The 22172-nt window shown below is 63.2% G+C and carries 17 protein-coding genes; 12 read left to right on the forward strand and 5 right to left on the reverse strand.

Translation table 11 applies throughout. The annotated features are described in order from the left end of the window. Together V6M52_RS14420 and V6M52_RS14425 are read left to right on the forward strand one after the other, a co-directional pair. On the forward strand, positions 1–2505 hold a 2505-nt coding region (locus tag V6M52_RS14420), incomplete at its 5' end, for an efflux RND transporter permease subunit (protein ID WP_332701519.1). A 45-nt stretch (positions 2506–2550) separates the two neighbouring features. Beyond that, complete coding sequence (locus V6M52_RS14425; RefSeq protein ID WP_332701520.1) at positions 2551–2943, forward strand: GFA family protein; 393 nt, start codon at positions 2551–2553, stop codon at positions 2941–2943. A 90-nt stretch (positions 2944–3033) separates the two neighbouring features. Here the strand turns inward: V6M52_RS14425 and V6M52_RS14430 are convergent, their stop codons facing one another. Together V6M52_RS14430 and V6M52_RS14435 are read right to left on the reverse strand one after the other, a co-directional pair. Beyond that, a complete protein-coding gene (locus tag V6M52_RS14430) occupies positions 3034–4158 on the reverse strand; it encodes an epoxide hydrolase family protein (protein WP_332701521.1) in 1125 nt (374 codons plus the stop codon). Between the two features lie 78 nt (positions 4159–4236). Continuing rightward, positions 4237–4902, reverse strand: a complete 666-nt coding sequence (locus tag V6M52_RS14435; protein ID WP_332701522.1) for a helix-turn-helix domain-containing protein — start codon at positions 4900–4902, stop codon at positions 4237–4239. Between the two features lie 539 nt (positions 4903–5441). Here V6M52_RS14435 and V6M52_RS14440 point away from each other — a divergent pair. Next, positions 5442–6005 carry a transglutaminase-like cysteine peptidase gene (locus tag V6M52_RS14440; RefSeq protein ID WP_332685679.1) on the forward strand — a complete coding sequence of 188 codons (564 nt, stop codon included), beginning with the start codon at positions 5442–5444 and terminating at the stop codon, positions 6003–6005. A gap of 109 nt (positions 6006–6114) precedes the next feature. Here the strand turns inward: V6M52_RS14440 and mmsB are convergent, their stop codons facing one another. The 3 genes from mmsB to chvE form a co-directional block, all read right to left on the reverse strand. After that, entirely contained in the window at positions 6115–7305 is a 1191-nt protein-coding gene (gene mmsB / locus V6M52_RS14445; protein WP_332685690.1) for a multiple monosaccharide ABC transporter permease, read from the reverse strand. A gap of 89 nt (positions 7306–7394) precedes the next feature. After that, on the reverse strand, positions 7395–8927 hold the full coding sequence (gene mmsA, locus V6M52_RS14450; protein ID WP_332685677.1) for a multiple monosaccharide ABC transporter ATP-binding protein: 1533 nt from the start codon (positions 8925–8927) through the stop codon (positions 7395–7397). A gap of 104 nt (positions 8928–9031) precedes the next feature. Continuing rightward, complete coding sequence (gene chvE / locus V6M52_RS14455; protein WP_332685676.1) at positions 9032–10105, reverse strand: multiple monosaccharide ABC transporter substrate-binding protein; 1074 nt, start codon at positions 10103–10105, stop codon at positions 9032–9034. 439 nt (positions 10106–10544) lie between these two features. Here chvE and V6M52_RS14460 point away from each other — a divergent pair, with 439 nt between their 5' ends. From V6M52_RS14460 to V6M52_RS14500, 9 genes are all read left to right on the forward strand, one after another. After that, positions 10545–11315 (forward strand): FadR/GntR family transcriptional regulator, encoded by a 771-nt coding sequence (locus V6M52_RS14460; protein WP_332701523.1) that lies wholly within the window; start codon positions 10545–10547, stop codon positions 11313–11315. 66 nt (positions 11316–11381) lie between these two features. Next, positions 11382–12338: a sugar-binding transcriptional regulator gene (locus V6M52_RS14465; RefSeq protein ID WP_332685672.1), complete on the forward strand. Its 957-nt coding sequence runs from the start codon at positions 11382–11384 to the stop codon at positions 12336–12338. A 161-nt stretch (positions 12339–12499) separates the two neighbouring features. Next, on the forward strand, positions 12500–13807 hold the full coding sequence (locus V6M52_RS14470) for an ABC transporter substrate-binding protein (protein WP_332685670.1): 1308 nt from the start codon (positions 12500–12502) through the stop codon (positions 13805–13807). 127 nt (positions 13808–13934) lie between these two features. Continuing rightward, entirely contained in the window at positions 13935–14807 is an 873-nt protein-coding gene (locus V6M52_RS14475; protein WP_332685668.1) for a carbohydrate ABC transporter permease, read from the forward strand. Between the two features lie 11 nt (positions 14808–14818). Then, a complete protein-coding gene (locus tag V6M52_RS14480) occupies positions 14819–15649 on the forward strand; it encodes a carbohydrate ABC transporter permease (RefSeq protein ID WP_332685665.1) in 831 nt (276 codons plus the stop codon). A gap of 10 nt (positions 15650–15659) precedes the next feature. Beyond that, positions 15660–16664 carry an ABC transporter ATP-binding protein gene (locus tag V6M52_RS14485; protein WP_332701524.1) on the forward strand — a complete coding sequence of 335 codons (1005 nt, stop codon included), beginning with the start codon at positions 15660–15662 and terminating at the stop codon, positions 16662–16664. Between the two features lie 10 nt (positions 16665–16674). Continuing rightward, the gene (locus V6M52_RS14490; RefSeq protein WP_332701525.1) at positions 16675–18153 is read left to right on the forward strand and encodes a mannitol dehydrogenase family protein; all 1479 of its coding nucleotides are present in this window, start codon (positions 16675–16677) and stop codon (positions 18151–18153) included. A 66-nt stretch (positions 18154–18219) separates the two neighbouring features. Continuing rightward, a complete protein-coding gene (locus tag V6M52_RS14495; protein ID WP_332701526.1) occupies positions 18220–19806 on the forward strand; it encodes an FGGY-family carbohydrate kinase in 1587 nt (528 codons plus the stop codon). A gap of 276 nt (positions 19807–20082) precedes the next feature. Then, on the forward strand, positions 20083–22172 hold a 2090-nt coding region (locus V6M52_RS14500; RefSeq protein WP_332701527.1), incomplete at its 3' end, for a transglutaminase family protein.

Raw genomic sequence — 22172 nt, forward strand, 5'->3', positions numbered from 1 at the left:
GCCAGCCTTGGCCTCACCGTGGCCGATGTGCGCAACGCGCTCTCCACCATCGCCTTTGACACGCCGGCTGGCTCGATCAACGGCCCCAATCAGAACATTTCCGTCCGCGCCATTTCTGAGATCACCACGCCCGAGGATTTCGAAAGCATCATCATCAATGGCCGTACCCTGCTGGGCGATGTGGCCACTGTCGTCTTCGACGCTGCCGCTAGCACCTCATCGCTGCGCTCTGACGGCAAGCCCGGCATTGGCCTGGGCATCGTGCGGCAGGCCCAGTCCAACACTATCGAGATTTCCCACGGCATCCACGCCGCCGTCGAGGCGCTCAACCAGACCCTGCCCGAGGGCGTCGACTTAAGGGTGTCGAGCGACGATGCCATCTTCATCGAGGGCGCCCTGCATGAGGTGCAGATTGCCCTGCTGGTCTCGCTGGTCGTTGTCGTGGCCATCATCTTCCTGTTCCTGCTGGATTGGCGCGCCACCATCGTTCCCGCCATAGCCATGCCGATTGCCCTGCTTGGCGCGGTTGCCGGCATCTATCTGGCTGGCTTTTCTCTCAACATCATCACCCTGCTGGCGCTGGTCCTCGCCACCGGCCTTGTGGTCGACGATGCCATCGTGGTGCTGGAAAATATCGTCCGCCGCAAATCCATGGGGGCTGGTCCGCGCGCCGCCGCCGTGCTCGGCACCCAGGAAGTGTTCTTCGCCGTCGTGGCAACAACGCTGACCCTCGCCGCCGTCTTCATCCCGCTCTCCTTCCTTGAAGGCCAGACCGGCCGGCTGTTCCGCGAGTTCGGCTTTACTCTGGCCATAGCCGTCCTGCTGTCATCGGTCGTCGCCCTGACCATGGGGCCGATGATCGCCTCGCGCTTTCTCAAGGCCCACGAGCCCGGGAGCCATGGCGGCCCGATCGCCACCCTTGGCCGCCGCCTTGCCGCCCTCTATCGCGTCACCCTGCACGTCGCGCTGCGCAATCCCTTCGTCGTGGTGCTGATCGCCCTGCTCTTTGCCGCCTCCTCCTGGTTCGTCTATGGCAACCTCCAGCAGGAGATCACCCCGCCGGAAGACCGCTCGCAGATTTCCCTGCGCGTCTCCGCACCCAATACGGTGAGCCTCGATTTCGTGCGCACCCGCATGACCCAGATCGAAGCCATGCTGCAGCCCTTCGTCGACAGCGGCGAGGTGCGGTCCATCTTCGTGCTCTCCGGCTGGGGTACCGGCGGCGCGCTGACCCTGACGCTGGCACCCTGGGGCGAGCGCGAGCGCGGCCAGCAGGAGATCGCCGCCGATATCACCGCCCTCATGGCACAGGTGCCGGGCGTGCGCGCCAATGTCGGCCAGGGCAACAGCCTGGGCATTCGCGGCGGCGGCTCGGGTCTGCAATTCGCCGTGGTCGGCTCCGACTATGCCGTCCTGGCCGAAACCGCGCGCTCTATTGCCGACCTGCTCGATGCCGATGGCCGCTTCGGCAATGTCAGTGTCAACTTCGACACCACCCAGCCCCAGCTTACGCTCACCGTGGACCGGGCGCGGGCCGATGCGCTTGGCGTCGACATCAATGGCCTCGCCGCCACCATGCAGGCCATGATCGATGGCAGCGATGTCGGCACCATCTTCATCAACGACACCAGCTATACCGTGCGCATGGTCTCGACCAGCAATCCGGTCAACGACCCGCGCGACCTCGAATCGATCTTCCTGCGCACCGGCGACGGCCGCTATGTGCCCATGTCGACCATTGCCAGCATCGCCGAGTCCGCCGTGCCGCCCTCGCTGCGGCGCGAGGGGCAGCGCCGGGCCGTACCGGTTTCGGCCAGCCTCGATGGCGCGCAGGCTCTGGGCGACGCCTATTACCGCATGCTCGACATCGCCCGCCCGGTCCTGCCCGAAGGCGTCTCGATCATCCCCCTGGCGGAAGCCCGGACCATCGGCGAAGCCAGCAACGGCCTCTTCATCACCTTCGGCTTTGCTTTGGTCATCATCCTGCTCGTCCTGGCCGCGCAGTTCGAGAGTTTCTGGAGCGCCATCATCGTCATGACCACGGTGCCCTTCGGGGTGGCCGCGGCGCTCTATGCCCTTCTGGTCACGGGAGGGAGTCTCAACATCTTCAGCCAGATCGGCCTCGTTCTGGTGGTCGGCATCATGGCCAAGAACGGGATCCTGATCGTCGAATTCGCCAACCAGCTCCGCGACCGCGGCCTGCCGGTGGCCCAGGCCATCGAGGAAGCCTCCAATATCCGCCTGCGCCCGGTGATGATGACCATGATCGCTACCATTCTCGGCGGCCTGCCGCTGGTCCTCGCAAGCGGCGCCGGCGCCGAGGCGCGGTCGGCCCTCGGCTGGGTCATGGTCGGCGGCCTGAGCTTTGCCGCCATCTCGACCCTCTACCTGACCCCGGTGGCCTATCTCTTGCTCGCCCGCTTCAGCAAACCCAAAGCCGAGGAAGAAGCCCGGTTGGAACGCGAACTGGACGTGGCCAATGGGGTCGCGGGTCCGGCGGAATAGACCCGAAAGCCCGACGTCGCGGACACGATTTTGGAGGAGACCAGCATGGACCGATTCACCGGCGGATGCCTCTGCGGCAGCGTTCGTCTTGTAGCCTCAGGACGCCCCTACCGGGTCGGCCTCTGCCACTGCCTCGATTGCCGCAAACATCACGGCGCCCTCTTTCACGCATCCGCCATCTTCCCCCAGGAAGCGGTGACCATCCAGGGCGAAGTCCAGGACTATAAGGGACGCTTCTTCTGCCCCCGCTGCGGCTCGTCCGTGTTCTCGCGCAGCGCCGACGAAATCGAGGTGAACCTGGGCTCCCTGGACGAACCCGATCAGTTGATGCCAACCTACGAACTCTGGACCATCCGCCGCGAGTCCTGGCTGCCACCCTTCCCGCTCAAACACCGATACAACCGCGACCGGGACTCCACGAGTCGCTCCGAGGACTAGCACGCACGAACGGCGCAACCGAGGGTCGGCTGACACCGACCCTCGGACAGCTGTGTGGCGGCGCATGGCCGCCCCACTTGCGCTTAAGGCTTAAGGCTTGAGGCCGGCGAAGAAGGCGACAACGTCCGCGGCCCAGACCTCAGGCACCTCCATCGCCGCGAAGTGGCCGCCGCTGTCGAGTTCGGTCCAGCGGACGATGGTGTTGCCGGTCTCGCCGTAGCGACGGATGGCAACTTCGTCACGGCCGAAAACGGCTACACCCGTCGGCACGCCAGAATTCGGCTTGGGCGACCAGGCTTCCGGGTCGTGCGCGTTCTCGTAATACAGCCGGATGGACGAGGCGGCCGTGCCGGTGAACCAGTAGACCAGCACGTTGGTCAGGAACTTGTCCTGCTCCACCGCATCCGGGCTGTCGCCGAAGCCGGCGAACATGTCGCCCAGCCAGGCGATGAGGCCCGCCGGTGAATCGGTGATCCCATAGGCCACGGTCTGCGGCCGGCTCGATTGCAGGGCGTTGAAGCCAAAGCGTTCCGCCATGAACTGCTGCAGGCGCTGCAGCCGCGTCTTCTCGGCATCGCTGAAGGTGGCGATCTCGCTTGGCTCGATCGGACCCATGGGAATAAAGCCCATGGTCGCGGCATTGACATGAACCCCGGTGACCCGGCCGGGCGCCGCTCGGGCAATCGTCGGCGCGATCACCGCGCCGGCGTCCCCGCCCTGCACGCCGAACCGCTCGTAGCCGAGCCTGCGCATCAGCTCGAGCAGGGCATTGGTGATGCGGCCGTCATTCCAGCCGGCCTCGCGCGTTGGCCCCGAAAAGCCAAAGCCGGGCAGCGAGGGTATGACGAGATCGAAGCCGGCCGCCGTGAGCGGCGCGATGGCATCGAGGAATTCCACGAACGACCCCGGCCAGCCATGCAACAGCAGCAGCGGCATGGCACCGGGCCGATCCGATTTGACGTGGAGAAAGTGGATGGTCTGGCCGTCGATCTCGGTCACGAATTGCGGATGCCGGTTGATCGCCGCTTCCTGGGCGCGCCAGTCGAAGCCGTTCTGCAGGCGGTCGACCATGCGGCTGACGAACGCGCTGGTGGGGCCGTAGCTCCAGCCGGCGCCGGGCACTTCGTTGGCGAGTATCGTATTGGTCAGACGCTGGCGCAGGTCGGCCAGCTTGGCTTCGGGAATGGCGATCTTGAAGGGAGAAACGGTTGTCATTTGCTGCGTCCTTGCTGGGTTGAAAGTACATTCTTTCTAGCCAGCGGGCGGACGGCGGGATTGAAGATTTCCGACAGTTTAGCGGGCGGCGACCTGCCTTGGGGTCTGGCCCATGATCGCCTTGAGTGACCGGATCATGTGCGGCTGGTCGGCATAGCCCAGGGCAAAGGCGACGTCTGCGGCAGGACGCCCTTGCTGCAGCAGAGCCACCGCCTTCTGGGCGCGTTCGATCTGGGTGAAGGCCTTGTAGGTGAGCCCGGTGGTCTTTAAAAAATGCCGCTGCATCGTCCGTTCCGACATCGCCATCGGATGTCCCGATACGACGGATGCGACCACACTATTGTCCTCGACAATGCCGTTGCGCAGCAGCTTGTCGACGAACCGATCCACGGTCTCGAAGGTCGGGATCTCCACCACATCCGTCCCAAGCCAGAAGCGGTCCTGCCCGACATTGGGGAGAACCACGCCTTCGTCCCGCATCCTCTCGCCCGGCATCAGGGACATATAGCTGGAGGGCTTGAAGGCGATGGCGAGGATCTCGTCACCGGCGGAGAACTCGTGGGTGACGGCAGTGGTGGTGAGTCCGGTACGCAGCACCATGACGCCCGCCGCGGTCTTCATCATCACGAAGTCCCAGCAGCCATCGGGCTGCATCAGTGTGCTGCCATCTTCCCCGAACGTGGTGTGCGTCACCGACTCCACCACCGGAGACGTCCACCCTTCCAGTTTCACGACGCGATGCATGCCGTCAGCCCGATTTCGCTGCGGCAACTCTGACACGATTATGGATTTGTGCAATCCGCAAGCAAAGATGGGCCGAGCATCAGGCGCGCCACGGTTGCTCCGAAGCTATAGCCGATCACCCCAATACCGGCCGCATCCGCACCCTCGACCCGGCGAGGAAGCTGCGGGCAACCGCGCATCGGCAACCAGCCCTTCGAGTGTGATATCGGCCATGTCGCCAGAACTCTCGCCATGGCCGCGGAAAGCGATGCGCAGCGAGGCGATGCCCTGCGCGGCAAGATCCGCCGCCAAGAGCCCGCCGACCTGGTCCAGAGACGGTACGCGGGGCGAAACCCCGCACTCTGCTCCTCGCTTGTGTCCAGTTCCTGTAGAAAAATAAAGTATAAACAGCAATGCAACTTAAATATCATTGTATCGTTTATGGCTTTGAGTTTCAGCGCCCCTAGAAATATTTTTAATAACGAGACTATTTCTTAGAGAACCTCGGACGGTCGACCCAAAAAATACCGGTTCTGACCGCCACCCTCCCGGTGAACATTGTGAATGGATTCGCTTCGTCACGTCGCGTCTGTATTTTCTCTATTTTCGCTCTTGGCCTTGGGTTTCCCGTTACCGCCGACGCCGCAGACATCAGCCGGATACGCCAGCGCGGCTGGGAAGCGATGTGCCTGCGCGATGATCAGCCGATCAACTTCTGCAGTTCCTTTAGCGGCCCCAGGCAGATTCCCTATTCGCGCGACCTGGAAGCTGTGCTGTCCAGCATCAGTCTCAACATCAATGCCACGTACCGGTTTCAATCCGACAGAAGCGCCTATGGCGTGGGGGATCGCTGGAGCGTGCCCACGGGCAACACTGCCGACTGCGAGGACTACGTGCTCGCCAAAATAGTGGCCCTTTACCAGCAGGGATACCCGGTCTCCGCCATGGTGATCCTGATTGGCCAGCTGAGCAACGGCCGCTGGCATTCGACTCTGGGCGTGCAGACCGATGCCGGGATGATCGTGCTCGACAGCCTCAGTGCCGGGACGGTCGCGCGTCTGAATTTCAGAACTGCCTATTACCTGGAAATGCACGACACCAGCAGTTGGCGCATCGTCCAATAAGAGCCTGGGGGAACCGCTCCAACAGTGGTTGCTCCCGAACTAGACCGTCGGATCCAAAACAAAAGGCCGCCGGGTCACCCCGGCGGCCTCGTCATTCAATCACGCGCTCTTAGGCCGAGCGGTTCTTGTTGTAGAGATCGAAGAACACGGCTGCGAGTAGCACCACGCCCTTGATCATCTGCTGCCAGTCGATGTTGACGCCCATGATCGACATGCCGTTATTCATCACGCCCATGATGAAGGCGCCGATCACTGCGCCGGCCACCGCGCCCACGCCACCCAGCGCCGAGGCGCCGCCGATGAACACGGCCGCGATCACGTCGAGTTCCAGGCCCTGCCCGGCTTTCGGCGTCGCCGAATTCAGCCGCGCCGCATAGATCATGCCGGCCAGAGCCGCCAGCGCACCCATGATGGCAAAGACGTAGAATGTCATCCGCTCGGTCTTGATGCCGGAAAGCGCCGCCGCCTTGAGGTTGCCGCCCAGCGCGTAGATGCGACGACCAAAAGTCATGCGCTTGGTGACGAACACGAAGAGCGCAATCAGCAGCGCCATCACCACCAGCACGTTTGGCAGACCGCGATAGGATGCCAGCATGTAGCAGAAGAACAGCACCAGCGCGGCGATCACCAGATTCTTGGCGACGAACAGGCCGAATGGCTCGCTCTCATAGCCGCGCGCCTTGCGGCGGGAGCGGCCACGGATCGCCATGAACACCATGGCGACAATGCCCACGATGGCAATGACCAGCGTTGTCGTGTGCAGCACCATCGGCTGCACGCCCTCGCTGGCCGCGACCAGCGTGGTCGGTCCGATGATATCGGGGATGAAGCCGGCCGACAGCAGTTGGAACTCGGCCGGGAACGGGCCGACCGACTTGCCGGCCAGGATTGCCAGCGACAGGCCCTTGAAGATCAGCATGCCGGCCAGCGTCACGATGAATGACGGGATCTTGTGATAGGCGATCAGATAGCCCTGCGCCGCCCCGATGGCTGCGCCGACCACGATGCAGATTGCCCCGGCCACGAAGGGATGGGCGAGGAAGGCCAGCTCGGGCGGGAATCTCCAGCCCACCATCAGCATCGCCGCCAACGCGCCGACAAAGCCGGAAACCGAGCCGACGCTCAGGTCGATATGGCCGGCCACGATGACCAGCAGCATGCCCAGCGCCATCACGATGATATAGCTGTTCTGCAGGATGATATTGGTCAGGTTCACCGGCTTGAACAGCACGCCGGCGGTGAAATACTGGAAGAACAGCATGATCAGGATCAATGCCAGCAGCAGGCCATAGTCCCGCATATTGGCCTTGAGCGCGCCCCAGACGCTGAGCTCCTGCGTCTTGGCCTGTTCGCCGGTCGCGATTGTGCCCGGCTGGGCGGTTTCTGTGGTCATGATGCCTTCCCTTCAGCGCGGACGATTGCGCGCATGATCTTTTCCTGGCTGGCTTCGCTGGTCGGCATTTCGCCAACGATGCGGCCTTCGTTCATTACATAGACGCGGTCGGTAATGCCAAGCAGTTCCGGCATCTCCGAGGAGATGACGAGGATGGCTTTGCCCTGCGCCGCGAGCTGGTTGATGATGGTGTAGATTTCATACTTGGCGCCGACATCGATGCCGCGTGTCGGTTCGTCCAGGATCAGCACGTCCGGATTTGCGAACAGCCACTTCGAAAGCACCACCTTCTGCTGGTTGCCGCCGCTGAGATTGCCGGTGACCTGATAGACGCTCGATGAGCGGATATTGGTCTTCTTGCGATACTCGTTGGCGACGTCCATTTCGGCTAGGTCGTCGATCACCCCGACATTGGAAATGCCCCTGAGATTGGCGATCGTCGTATTGTGCTTGATGTGGTCGATCAGGTTGAGGCCATAGGTCTTGCGGTCCTCGGTGGCATAGGCCAGGCCATGCGCCACGGCCCGTTCGACCGTGGATGTATCGACCCGCTTGCCGTGCAGATACACCTCGCCACTGATCCTCTGGCCATAGGATTTGCCAAACACGCTCATCGCGAATTCGGTGCGTCCCGAGCCCATCAGCCCGGCAATGCCGACGACTTCACCCTTGCGGATGTTGATGTCGATATTCTTGATGACCTGCCGGTCGCGGTGCTGCTGGTGGTAGACGCTCCAGTTCTTGACCTCGAACACCACCTCGCCGACCTGCGGCACCCTGGCCGGATAGCGGTCATCGAGCGAGCGGCCCACCATCAGGGTGATGATGCGGTCCTCGGTAATGTCTTCCTTGTTGAGCGTCTCGATGCTGCGCCCGTCACGGATCACCGTGATCCGGTCGGCAACCTTCGAAATCTCGTTGAGCTTGTGGCTGATCAGGATCGATGTGATGCCCTGCTTGCGGAATTCCATCAGCAGCTCGAGCAGCGCCGTACTGTCCTTTTCCGACAGGCTGGCTGTCGGCTCGTCGAGGATGAGGAGCCTGACTTCCTTGCTGAGCGCCTTGGCGATTTCCACCAGCTGCTGCTTGCCCACGCCGATATTGGTGATCAGCGTATCGGGGTCTTCGTTGAGCCCGACCATGCCGAGGAGCTTGCGCGCGCCGTCGCGGGTCTCGTCCCAGTCGATCACGCCGCCCGTGGCCTGCTCGTTGCCAAGGAAGATGTTCTCGGCAATCGACAGCAGCGGCACCAGCGCCAGCTCCTGGTGGATGATGACGATGCCCTTGTGCTCGCTGTCACGGATCGACTTGAAGTGTTGTTCTTCGCCCTTGTAGACGATCTGGCCGTCATAGCTGCCCGTGGGATAGACCCCGCTCAGCACCTTCATCAGGGTGGATTTGCCGGCGCCGTTCTCACCCACGATGGCGTGGATTTCCGCTTCCCGGACATCGAGGTTCACATCCGACAGCGCCTTGACGCCGGGGAAGGTCTTGGTGATGCCGCGCATCTCCAGAATGGTCTTGCTCATTCGTCGCTTTCTCGTACTCACCAAGCGTCGCATTATAGCGCTCTGACCCGGTGACGGGAAAGGGCCCCGCGTCTCCGCGGGGCCCCGATTGCTGAAGCCGAAGCTTACTGCAGGTCTTCCGGCTTGATGTAGCCCGAGTCAACGACCAGAGCCTGGTAGTTGGTCAGGTCGACGTCATGCGGGGTCAGCAGGATCGACGGCACAACCTTGACACCATTGTCATAGGTGGTGGTGTCGAGGCCTTCCGGCGTAGCGCCGGAGACGACGGTGTCAACCAGGTCCGCGGTGACCTTGGCCAGTTCGCGGGTGTCCTTGTAGACGGTCGAGTACTGCTCGCCGGCAATGATCGCCTTCACCGAAGGAGCTTCCGCATCCTGGCCGGTGATGACCGGCCAAGGCAGGTCGGCCGAGCCATAGCCAACGCCGCGGAGCGACGAGATGATGCCGCGCGACAGACCATCATAGGGAGCCAGCACGCCCTGGACGGTGGAACCGTCCGAGTAGTTGGCCGACAGGATGTTGTCCATGCGGGCCTGAGCAACGGCGCCGTCCCAACGCAGGGTACCGACGGTTTCCATGCCCATCTGGCCGGACTTCACCACGATATCACCCGAGTCGATCAGCGGCTGCAGAACCGACATCGCGCCGTCGTAGAAGAAGAAGGCGTTGTTGTCGTCCGGCGAACCGCCGAAGAGTTCAACGTTCCACGGCTTGGTGGGGAAGCGTTCGCCAAGGCCCTTCACGAGCGAGTTGGCCTGGAGCACGCCGACCTGGAAGTTGTCGAAGGTGGTGTAGTAGTCGACATTGCCCGATTCACGGATCAGGCGGTCATAGGCGACAACCTTGATGCCGGCATCGGCGGCCTGCTGCAGAACAGCAGACAGCGTGGTGCCGTCGATCGAAGCAACCACCAGAGCCTTGACGCCCTTGGTGACCATGTTTTCGATCTGGGCGAGCTGGTTCGGAATGTCGTCTTCCGCGAACTGCAGGTCGACGGTGTAGCCCTTGCCTTCGAGCGCGGCCTTGAGCTCATTGCCGTCCGAGATCCAGCGCAGCGAGGACTGCGTCGGCATGGCAATGCCGATGGCGCCCTTGTCCTGGGCGAAAACCGCGGTGGAAGCAGTCAGCGCCATGGCGCCAACGGCCAGCACAGTGGCAAGCGTCTTGAAAATCTTCACGTCTCGACTCCCTTTTATATTCGAGTTCAGAAGTTTGGATGGTCTTCAGGGGAGAGGCCTCGGCGAACAGGTCCTGCTGGCGCCGGGCGGATCGCGAACGAACCTGCCCTTGGCCGACAACGCAAACCGATCGAGCGCGCAAGGCGCACGTCCAGTCCGTCTTGCATGAAATCCTCCAGCATGATGGCTGCTGCTGCTGCCTGGAGCCCTCCCAAGCCCACGGCGCGGAAACTAGGATAATCAGATATCCGTGTAAAGTCGCTTTCCCAAGGAGCGTGAATTTTTTCGACTATCGAATATTAACGATACTGCTTGTTTTTGGGGCGATTGCGGCTGCGGGTCGCAGTCGCTATCATGTTCACATTGTTGAGGTACGTACCCGGAGAAGATCGCCAAGCGACCCCGGATTGATAAAGGTATCAGATACCTTGGAGGAGCCGTGACCACTGCTGAGGGTGACCAGCGCACCGACCAACCCACTGCTGCAATGACCATTGCCGACGCTCTGGCGCGTGAGATCTTGAGCGAGATGAGCCCGGGCGTCAGCCTGCCGAGCGAAGCAGAACTGGCCACGCGCTACGATGTGAGCCGCCTCACCATCCGCGAGGCGGTCAAGCTCCTCGAGGGTCGTGGCCTGCTGGCCATTGCGCGCGGCCGCAAGGCCGTGGTGCGCGAACCCGATGGCGCCGCCTTCGCCGATTTCCTCACCTCGGTCATCCGATATGATTCCAAAGGTCTGTTCGATCTCGTCGAGGTGCGGCTGGCCCTTGAAGTGCAGTCGGCGACCCTGGCAGCCAAACGCGCCTCCCGCGCCGGCATCGCCGCCATCGAAAGTGAACTGCAGGGCATGCGTGACACTGTCGGCATTCCCGGCGAAGCCATGACGCATGAGCAGGAAGTCGGCTTTCATACCCATGACGTCGGCTTCCACGAGGCCGTGGCCCTGGCGAGCGGCAATCGCGTGCTGGGCTTCCTGTTCGAGGCCATGGCAAGGCCGCTGCGCGAGGGCTTTTTCATCAGCCGGCGCGGCCACGAACAGCGTGGCCATTCCCTGCACGACACAATTGAGGCCCATCAGCGCATTCTCGACTGCATCAAGGCCGGCAATGGCCGCACCGCCGCCGAGGCCATGCGCATCCATCTCAAGGATACCGAGCGTGACATCCGCGTTGCCCTCAGCCAGCTTGCCCGGCAAGGCTCGGGGGGCTGACGCACAAACGCCTTGCGGCAGCGCGCGCCATGACCGAATAATCCGCGCAAACGTGCAGGGCGGGCCATGGCGCAGCGAATAGACACTTCGATCAACCGACTGGACGATGCCGCCCGCGCCGGCTGGCTCTATTACGTGGCCGGCAACACTCAGGAAGAGATCGCCGCCAAGCTGGGCATTTCCCGCCAGTCTGCCCAGCGCCTCGTCTCGCTCTCGGTGAGCGAGGGGTTGATCAAGGTACGGCTCGATCATCCGATCGGTCACTGCATGGACCTGGCCAGCCGCCTCAAGTCGCGCTTCGCGCTCGACCTTGTCGAAGTCGTGCCCTCCGATCCGTCCAGCGAATCCACCACCGTCGGCGTCGCCGAGGCCGGGGCCGCCGAAATCGAGCGCTGGCTCAAGCGCCCCGACCCCATCGTCATGGCCATCGGCACCGGACGCACGCTCAAGGCGGCGGTGGAACAGCTCATGCCGATGGAGTGCCCGCACCACAAGGTGGTCTCGCTCACCGGCAATATCGCCCCTGACGGATCCGCGGCCTATTACAACGTCATTTTCAATATGGCTGATACCGTCAAGGCCCGCAGCTTCCCCATGCCCCTGCCCGTCATCGCCTCCTCGGCCCGCGAGCGCGAGCTGCTGCATGCCCAGCCCATGATTCGCGAGACCCTTGCTTTGGCCGCCAAGGCCGACGTGACCTTTGTCGGTATCGGCGATATCGGCCCCGATGCACCGCTCTATCTCGACGGCTTCATCACCGATGCTGAACTCAAGGCCCTGCAGAAGGCTGGCGCCATCGGCGAAATTTGCGGCTGGAGCTTTGATGCCGAGGGCAAGCTGGTCGATGGCATCATCAATGATCGCGTCGCATCCGCGCCACTGCCATCGCGCGAACACTCGCTTGTCGTGGCAATCGCCATGGGCAAGCGCAAATTGCCCGGCATCAAGGCCACGCTCAACCGCCGGCTGGTCAACGGATTGATCACCGACGAGCGCACGGCCGAAGGCCTGCTTGCCCTCTAGCAACCATCTGATTCTAAAATATTATTCGACGTTTTCAGCCTTCCGCTGATGTACGCACGTCAGTCGGCATGCGCATGGCACGCTTGACTCTGCCGCATAAGTTGTGAGTATTTGCCCATTGCCGGAACAAATGCCCGTTTCGGTTTCTGGGAGGTATATCGATGAAATTGACACCCATTCTCGTGGGCGCGTTCACCCTTGCGCTGGCGGCTTCCGCTTCGGCGCAGACGCTTACCATTGCCACCGTGAACAACGGCGACATGATCCTCATGCAGGAGCTGTCCGCTGCATTCACCGAAGAAACCGGCATTGCCCTCAACTGGGTCGTGCTCGAGGAAAACACGCTGCGCCAGAACGTCACCACCGACATCGCCACCAATGGCGGCCAGTATGACGTGATGACCATCGGCACCTACGAAGCCCCGATCTGGGCCAAGCAGGGCTGGCTGGTACCGCTCGATGGTCTTGCCGCAGACGCCGAATACGACATCGACGACCTGCTCCCGCCGATCCGTGATGGCCTGTCGGTCGATGGCAAGCTCTATGCGGCACCCTTCTACGGGGAAAGTTCCTTCGTGATGTACCGCAAGGACCTCATGGAAAAGGCCGGCCTCACCATGCCGGAAGCGCCGACCTGGGAATTTATCGGCGAAGCCGCCCGTGCCATGACCGACCGCGACAATGACATCAACGGCATCTGCCTGCGCGGCAAGGCCGGCTGGGGCGAGAACATGGCCTTCCTCACCGCCATGTCCAACTCCTTCGGTGCCCGCTGGTTCGACGAGACCTGGACGCCCCAGTTCAACACGCCTGAGTGGAAGAACACCCTCGATACCTATCTCTCGCTGATGGCCGATGCCGGCCCGGCCGGTGCGTCCTCCAACGGCTTCAACGAAAACCTCACCCTGTTCCAGCAGGGCAAGTGCGGCATGTGGATTGACGCCACCGTCGCTGCGTCCTTCGTGACCGGCGCCGACTCCACCGTTGCCGATCAGGTCGGGTTCGCCCTGGCTCCCGATAATGGCCTTGGCAAGCGCGGCAACTGGCTCTGGGCCTGGTCACTGGCAATCCCGAACTCCTCGCAGAACAAGGAAGCTGCCGAGCAGTTCATCAACTGGGCGACCAACAAGGAATACCTGGCGACCGTGGCCGCAGCCAAAGGCTGGGCAAACGTTCCCCCCGGCACCCGCATCTCGCTCTATGAGAATGAGGAATACAAGGCCGCTGCGCCCTTCGCCGATATGACCATGGGCTCCATCTATGCCGCCGACCCAACCCAGCCGTCGGTCAAGCCGGTGCCCTATGTCGGCGTGCAGTTCGTCGCCATCCCCGAGTTTGCCGGCATCGCCACCAATGTGGGCCAGCTCTTCTCGGCGGCCCTGGCCGGCCAGATGTCGGCTGACGACGCCCTGGCCCAGGCTCAGGACGCCACCACCCGCGACATGACCCGCGCCGGTTACATCAAGTAGGTCTCCTCCCGAGACTGACCGCCCGGTCAAAGGTCCCCTCTGGAGACCGGGCGGTTTCCAACGACAAGCCATGAGACCTCATGGTGAGCCCGCTGATAGATCGCCGTCCCGCTCGGTTGAGGAAAAAATGGCCACCGCACAGACCCGTACGCTCTCTCGCGTCATGATGGCGCCCGCCGTCATCGTGTTGCTGATCTGGATGATCGTGCCGTTGGTCATGACGCTCTGGTTCTCGTTCCAGAACTACAGCCTCATCAACCCGATGATGACCGGCTTTGCCGGTTGGGCCAACTACATCTATGTCCTGGGCGATCCCAGCTTCACCCAGTCGCTGGTCAATACGTTGATCCTCGTCGGCGGCGTGCTGCTGATCACGGTTATCGGCGGCACCTTCCTGGCGCTGCTGCTCGACCAGCCCATCTGGGGTCAGGGAATACTGCGCATCATCGTCATCTCGCCCTTCTTCGTCATGCCGCCCGTTGCGGCGCTGATCTGGAAAAACGGCTTCATGCATCCCGGCTACGGCGTGCTGGCGCATCTGTTCGAATTCTTCGGCCTCGAACCGGTGGACTGGTTCAACCAGTATCCGCTGTTCTCGGTCATCATCATCGTGGCCTGGCAGTGGCTGCCCTTCGCCACGCTGATCCTGCTCACCGCCCTGCAGTCGCTCTCCGAGGAGCAGCGCGAGGCGGCCGAGATGGATGGCGCCAACGCCATCAATCGCTTCTACTATATCATCCTGCCGCATATGGCCCGCTCGATCACCATCGTGATCCTGATTCAGACCATTTTCCTGCTCGGCATCTTCGCCGAGATCCGCGTCACCACCGGCGGCGGCCCCGGCTATGCCTCCACCAACATCGCCTTCCTCGTCTTCCGCACGGGCATCCTCTCCAATGACATCGGCGCCGGTTCCGCCGGTGGCGTGGTCGCCGTCGTCATCGCCAACATCGTCGCATTCTTCCTGATGCGCGCTGTCGGCAAGAACCTAGACGCGTAGGGAGCGGACAAGTGGCACGCAACGTCTCCACCAGCACAAAAGTCGGCTTCACCATCGCCGCCTGGGCCGTCGCCCTCATCCTGTTCTCGCCCATCCTCTGGGTGCTGCTGACCGCCTTCAAGACCGAGGCCGAGGCCATCGCCAACACCCCCACCTTCTTCCCGGAAAACTTCACGCTCGAGAACTTCTCTGCGGTGCAGGACCGCTCGGACTATTTCAAGCACGCCATCAATTCGATCCTGGTCTCGGTCGGTTCGACCCTGCTCGGCCTCGCCATCGGCATCCCGGCCGCCTGGGCCATGGCCTTCGCACCCACCAAGCGCACCAAGGATGTCTTGATGTGGATGCTCTCCACCAAGATGATGCCGGCCGTCGGTGTGCTGATCCCGATCTACCTGATCTTCCGCGACCTGCGCCTGCTCGACACCGTGCATGGCCTGACGCTGATCATGACGCTGATCAACCTGCCGATCATCATCTGGATGCTCTACACCTACTTCAAGGAAATCCCGGTCGACATCCTCGAGGCCGCCCGTATGGACGGGGCCGAACTCTATAACGAGATCGTCCATGTCCTCGTCCCCATGGCCGTCCCCGGCATCGCCTCGACGCTGCTGCTCAACGTCATTCTCGCCTGGAACGAGGCCTTCTGGTCCATCACGCTGACCTCGGGTCGCGCTGGCACGCTCACTGCTTTCATCTCGTCATTCTCGAGCCCGCAGGGCCTCTTCCTCGCCAAGCTCTCGGCGGCATCGCTCCTCGCCATCGCGCCGATCCTGCTCATGGGCTGGTTCAGCCAGAAACAACTCGTCCGCGGCCTCACCTTCGGCGCTGTTAAGTAAGGACTACAAAATGGGCTCTATCTCCCTGCACCACGTCAAGAAGTCCTTCGGCGAAGTCCAGATCATCCCGGACATCAGCCTCGACATCAAAGACGGCGAATTCGTCGTCTTCGTCGGCCCCTCGGGCTGCGGCAAGTCCACCCTGCTGCGCCTGATTGCCGGACTTGAGGACACATCCGGCGGCCAGATCCTGCTCGACGGCGAGGACATGACCAAGGCCCCGCCGGCCCGGCGCGGTCTCGCCATGGTGTTCCAGTCCTACGCGCTCTATCCGCACATGACGGTGCGCGACAACATCGCCTTCCCATTGAAGATGGCCAGGGCCCCCAAGGAAGTCATCGACCAGAAGGTCGAATACGCCGCGCGCACCCTGAACCTCTCCTCTTATCTCGACCGCCGCCCCCGCGCCCTTTCCGGCGGCCAGCGCCAGCGCGTCGCCATCGGCCGCGCCATCGTGCGCGAGCCCAAGGCCTTCCTCTTCGACGAGCCCTTGTCCAACCTCGACGCGGCCCTGCGCGTCAACATGCGGCTGGAAATCACCGAACTGCACCAGCAGCTCAAGACCACCATGGTCTACGTGACCCATGACCAGGTCGAAGCCATGACCATGGCCGACCGCATCGTGGTGCTCAATGCCGGCAACGTGGAGCAGTTCGGCTCGCCGCTCGACCTCTACAAGAAGCCCGCCAACCGTTTCGTCGCCGGCTTCATCGGCAGCCCCAAGATGAACTTCGTCGATGGCCCGGAGGCCGCCAAACACAACGCCCATTCCATTGGCGTCCGCCCCGAGCACTTCAAGCTCAGCCGCGATCCTGTCGCCGGCGCCTGGAAGGGTAAGGTCGGCGTCGCCGAGCAGCTCGGCTCCGACACTTTCCTCCACGTCCATGTCGAAGGCCTTGGCCTCATGACCATCCGCACCGACGGCGACCAGACCTTCAGCCACGGCGACGACGTCTACCTCACGCCCGACCCGACCCGCATCTACCTTTTCGATGCCGCGGGCGTGGCTCTCTAGGACGACCACTATGACCACCAAACTCTCGGCGCAGACCCTCGACGCCATTTCCGCAACCGCGTCTGTGCCGGGGTATCGCCGGAGTGACCTCACGGCCGGCATCGTGCATTTCGGCGTCGGCAACTTCCATCGCGCCCACCAGGCCGTCTATCTCGACGACCTCTTTGCCACCGGCTCGGACCACGATTGGGCCCTGGTCGGCGCCGGCGTGCGCGAAGCCGACGAAGCCATGCGGCAAAAGCTGATGGAGCAGGATTGGCTGACCACCATCGTCGAGCAGGAGGCCGATGCCAGCTCTGCCCGCGTCACCGGCGCCATGATCGACTATCTCAGGCCCGGCGACTCCGCGGCCGTCATCGATCGCCTCGCCGATCCGGCCATCCGCATCGTCTCGCTGACCATCACCGAGGGCGGCTATTACATCGACCCGGCCAGCCAGACGTTCGATCCCACCCATCCCGACATCGCCTACGACGCCGCCCAAATGGATGCACCCAAAACCGCCTTCGGCCTGATTCTCGCCGGCCTCCTCCGCCGCCGCCATTTCAACATCCGCCCCTTCACCGTCATGAGCTGCGACAACATCCCAGGCAATGGCCACGTCACCGAAAACGCCGTCGTCGGCCTCGCCCACCTGGTCGATCCGGCGCTCGCCGATTGGGTCAGGGCCAATGTCGCCTTCCCCAATGGCATGGTCGACCGCATCACCCCCGCCACTTCGGACCGCGAGAAGACCCTCCTCGCCGACAATTTCAGCATCGAGGACAATTGGCCGGTCTTCTGCGAGAGCTTCAAGCAATGGGTGCTCGAGGACAATTTCCCCGCCGGCCGCCCGGCATTGGAAAAGGTCGGCGTGCAGTTCGTCAGGGACGTCGCCCCCTACGAGCACATGAAGATCCGCATCCTCAATGGCGGTCATGCCACCATTGCCTATCCTGCGGCGCTGCTCGATATCCATTTCGTGCATGATGCCATGAATAACCGGCTGGTATGGGACTTCCTCGCCAAGGTGGAAAACGACGAAATCATCCCCGTCGTCCCCCCCGTCCCTGACACCAACCTCGACGACTATTTCGCTCTCTGCCAGCGTCGTTTCGCCAATCCCAAGATCGGCGACACCACGAGGCGCCTGGCGCTGGATGGCTCCAACCGCCAACCCAAATTCATCATCCCCTCCGCCCTCGACCGGGTCACCGCCGGCCAGTCCGTGACCGGTCTGGCCCTCGTCTCCGCCCTCTGGTGCCGCTACTGCTACGGCACGACGGACTCTGGCGCCGTCATCGAACCCAACGATCCTGGCTGGGACCGCCTGACAGCCCAGGCCAAGCTGGCCAAGGACAACCCCAAAGCCTGGCTCGCCATGACCGACATCTATGGCGACCTCGCCCGGCACCCGACCTTCATCACCGCCTTCAGTCACGCGCTGACCACCCTCTGGTCCATCGGCACAAGGGCGACCCTGCAGCGCTATCTGGCAGACCAGCTCTAGCCATGTAGCCAACCTGCTTGCCTTCAGCTACCTTCGCGCCCGAACCGAGAAGAAGGCGCTCGATCCTTGACGCAAAGCCTCCTGGTAGCAGTGGATGTGGGTACGGGGAGTGCCCGGGCAGGCGTGCTGACAGCCCAGGGATCGCTGATCAGCCGGGCCGAGCGCCCCATCGTCATGAACCGTACCGACGCCAATCATGCCGAGCATGACAGCGAGCAGATTTGGCTGGCTGTTTGCACGGCGGTGCGCGAGGCCGTGGCTGGTGCCGGCGCCGATCCCGCCAATGTCGTTGGCCTCAGTTTCGATGCCACCTGCTCGCTCGTGGTGCGTGACGCCGATGGCCAGCCGGTCACCGTCTCGACCAATGGCGAGGACTGCTGGGACACCATCGTCTGGCTCGATCACCGCGCCCTGGCCGAGGCCGATGAGTGCACGTCGACCGGCCACCCGGTGCTGGCCTATGCCGGGGGCGTCATGTCGCCGGAAATGGAAGCACCCAAGCTCATGTGGCTCAAGCGCCATATGCCAAAATCCTGGTCCCGCGCCGGCAGGATGTTCGATCTGGCCGACTTCCTGTCCTGGAAGGCCACCGGGTCCCTGGCCCGCTCGCAATCGACCCTCACCTGCAAATGGACCTATCTTGCCCACGCCGAGAACGGTTGGCAGCACGATTTCCTCGCCACCATCGGGCTTGAGGACCTGATCGACAAAGCCGCCCTGCCCCAAAAGGCCAGCCCCGTCGGCACCGATCTCGGCCCGCTCACCGCGACGGCTGCGGAAGAGCTTGGCCTCACCACCACCTGCCGCGTCGGCGCCGGCCTGATCGACGCCCATGCCGGCGCGCTGGGCGTCCTCGGGGCCTTCGCGCACGACATAAAGACCATCGACCACCACCTGGCGCTGGCCGCCGGCACCTCGAGCTGCGTCATGGCGCTGTCGGCCGAGGACCGCCCGACGAGTGGCGTCTGGGGACCCTATTTCGGCGCGGTGCTGCCGGGCGTCTGGCTCAACGAGGGCGGCCAATCCGCCACCGGAGCCCTGCTTGATCACATCATCCGCTGGCACAGCGCCGGAGGCGAGCCCGGCCCGCAGATGCACTACGACATCGCCCAACGCATCATGGAGCTGCGCCTGCGCGAGGGGCGGGCCCTGGCCGACCGGCTGCATGTCCTGCCCGATTTCCACGGCAACCGCTCGCCCTTGGGCAATCCTTTCGCGCTGGGGGTCATTTCCGGCCTGACGCTCGACAGCGACTTCGACTCCCTCTGCCGCCTCTACTGGCGTGCTGCGGTCTCCATTGCCCTCGGCGTCCGCCACATCCTCGAAACGCTCAACACCCGCGGCTATGCCATCGACACCCTGCATGTCACCGGCGGTCACACCAAGAATGCCGTGCTGATGGAACTCTATGCCGACGCCACCGGCTGCACCGTGGTCGAATCCTCGGCCAAGGATGCCACCCTGCTCGGCATGGCCATGGTCGCCGCCACCGCTGCCGGCCTCTATCCCAGTCTCGATGCCGCCTGCGTCGCCATGCAGCAAGGCGGCCGCGAACGCGCGCCCGACGCCGCCGCCCGCCCCCAGTTCGACAAGGACTACCGGATTTTCCTCGAAATGCTCCGGCAGCGCCAAATCATCGACGCGATGGTATGAGGGGGCGAGGCCAATAGTCTGCGCCTCCCTCCCCCTTGAGGGGAGGGATCGAGGGTGGGGGGGCCATCGGCCTGTCGCACTGCACCACCCCTTCCCTCGATCCCTCCCCTCAAGGGGGAGGAAGGACGACCGCCAAGCGACGCCGAGTATGGCCATCGGGTATGTGGCCGAATGCAACCCACCCCTCCACCATTCGCCTAGCCCCCGCCCCCAAACACCGCTAAGCTCTTAACCGGGAAGTCATATTTCGTGGCCTGAAGCGAGCGACTGGAACGCATGTCGATCAAAGCCGCTGTCTATCATCTGACGCATTACAAATATGACCGCCCGGTCTATCTGCAGCCCCAGATCATCCGGCTGCAACCGGCGCCACATTCCAAGACCAAGGTGCTGAGCTATTCGCTCAAGGTTTCGCCCTCGCTGCACTTCGTTAATGTGCAGCAGGACCCCTATGGCAATTTCCTGACGCGCTTCGTCTTTCCCGAGCCGGTCACCGAATTCAAGATCGAAGTCGATCTCGTCGCCGACATGACGGTCTACAACCCCTTCGACTTCTTCGTCGAAGAGAGCGCCGAGATCTGGCCGTTCGAATATCCCGAAGGTATCCGCGCCGATCTCTCCATCTATATGCAGCCCGAGCCGGTGGGCCCCCTGCTGCAGCGCTTTCTCGATGGCATCGACAAGACGCCGATGAACACGGTGAACTTCGTCAGCGCCATCAATGCCTCCATCCAGCAGCACATCGCCTATATCGTGCGCATGGAAACCGGCGTGTGGACGCCCGAGGAAACCCTGGGCAATGCCAAGGGAAGCTGCCGCGACTCCAGCTGGCTCCTCGTGCAAACCCTGCGTAATCTGGGCTTTGCCGCCCGCTTTGTGTCCGGCTACCTGATCCAGCTCAAGCCCGACCTTGTCTCGCTCGATGGTCCGGCCGGCACCGATCATGATTTCACCGACCTGCATGCCTGGTGCGAGGTTTATCTGCCCGGCGCCGGCTGGGTCGGCCTCGACCCCACCTCGGGTCTGCTGACTGGCGAAAGCCACGTCCCGCTGGCAGCCACGCCGCATTATCGCAATGCTGCGCCGATTTCCGGCTTTGCCAGCTATGCCGAGGTCGACTTCGCCTTCGACATGCGCGTCACCCGCGTCGCCGAGCACCCGCGCATCACCAAGCCCTTCTCCGACGACAGCTGGGACGAACTCGACGCGCTGGGCAAGCAGGTCGACAAGGTGCTGGTCGAAAACGATGTCCGCCTCACCATGGGCGGCGAGCCGACCTTTGTTTCCATCGATGATTTCGAGGCCGACGAGTGGAATACCGGCGCCGTTGGCCCAACCAAGCGCACCCTGGCTGACGACCTGATCCGCCGCCTGCGCGAGCGCTTCGCGCCCAATGGCATGCTGCATTACGGCCAGGGCAAGTGGTATCCCGGCGAAACCCTGCCGCGCTGGACCTTTTCGCTCTACTGGCGCCTCGACGGCAAGCCAGTCTGGACCGACGAGAGCCTCATCGCCCGCGAAGGCGTCAAGACCACGGCAACCCACGAGGATGCGCGCAGATTTCTTGAGGTTTTCTCGCACAATCTTGGCCTCACCGGCGAAACCATTGACGAGGCCTATGAAGACCCGGGCGAGTGGCTGCTCAAGGAGGCCAACCTCCCCGCCAATGTCGATCCCGCCAATTCCGAACTGGCCGACCCCGAAGCCCGCTCCCGCATCGCCAAGGTGTTCGAGCGCGGCCTCACCCATCCCACTGGCTACGTGTTGCCGGTGCAGCGCTGGAACGCTGCCGCATCGAGCCCCTGGCTCACCGAAAAATGGAAGACGCGCCGCGGCAAGCTCTTCCTCGCCCCCGGCGACAGCCCGGCCGGCTATCGCCTGCCGCTAAGCTCGCTCAAGCATCTCAAGGCCACCGAATACCCCCACGTCGTCGCCCAGGACCCCGGCGCCCCGCGCGGCATGCTGCCCGATCCGGTCGAGCTGCTGGCGCGCCAGAAGACCGGGCTGGAAGCCGATCCACGCGCCCAGGCCACCACCGATTTCACGGCCGCCACCGAACAGCAGGATCGCGTCGAGCAGGAAATCAGCGAGATCGAGGGCGAGGTCCGCACCGCCGTCACTGCCGAAATCCGCGACCATCGCCTCTGCGTCTTCCTGCCGCCGGTTGAAAAGCTCGAAGACTATCTCGAACTCATCGCCGCGACCGAAGCCGCCGCCAAAGCGATCGGCCAGCCGGTCCATCTCGAAGGCTATGCCCCGCCGCACGATCCCCGCCTCAACGTGATCCGGGTCGCCCCCGATCCGGGCGTCATCGAGGTCAACATTCACCCCGCTTCGAGCTGGGACGATTGCGTGGCGACCACCAC

Source organism: Devosia sp. (assembly GCF_036676215.1).
In the GTDB taxonomy this organism is placed as follows: Bacteria; Pseudomonadota; Alphaproteobacteria; order Rhizobiales; family Devosiaceae; genus Devosia.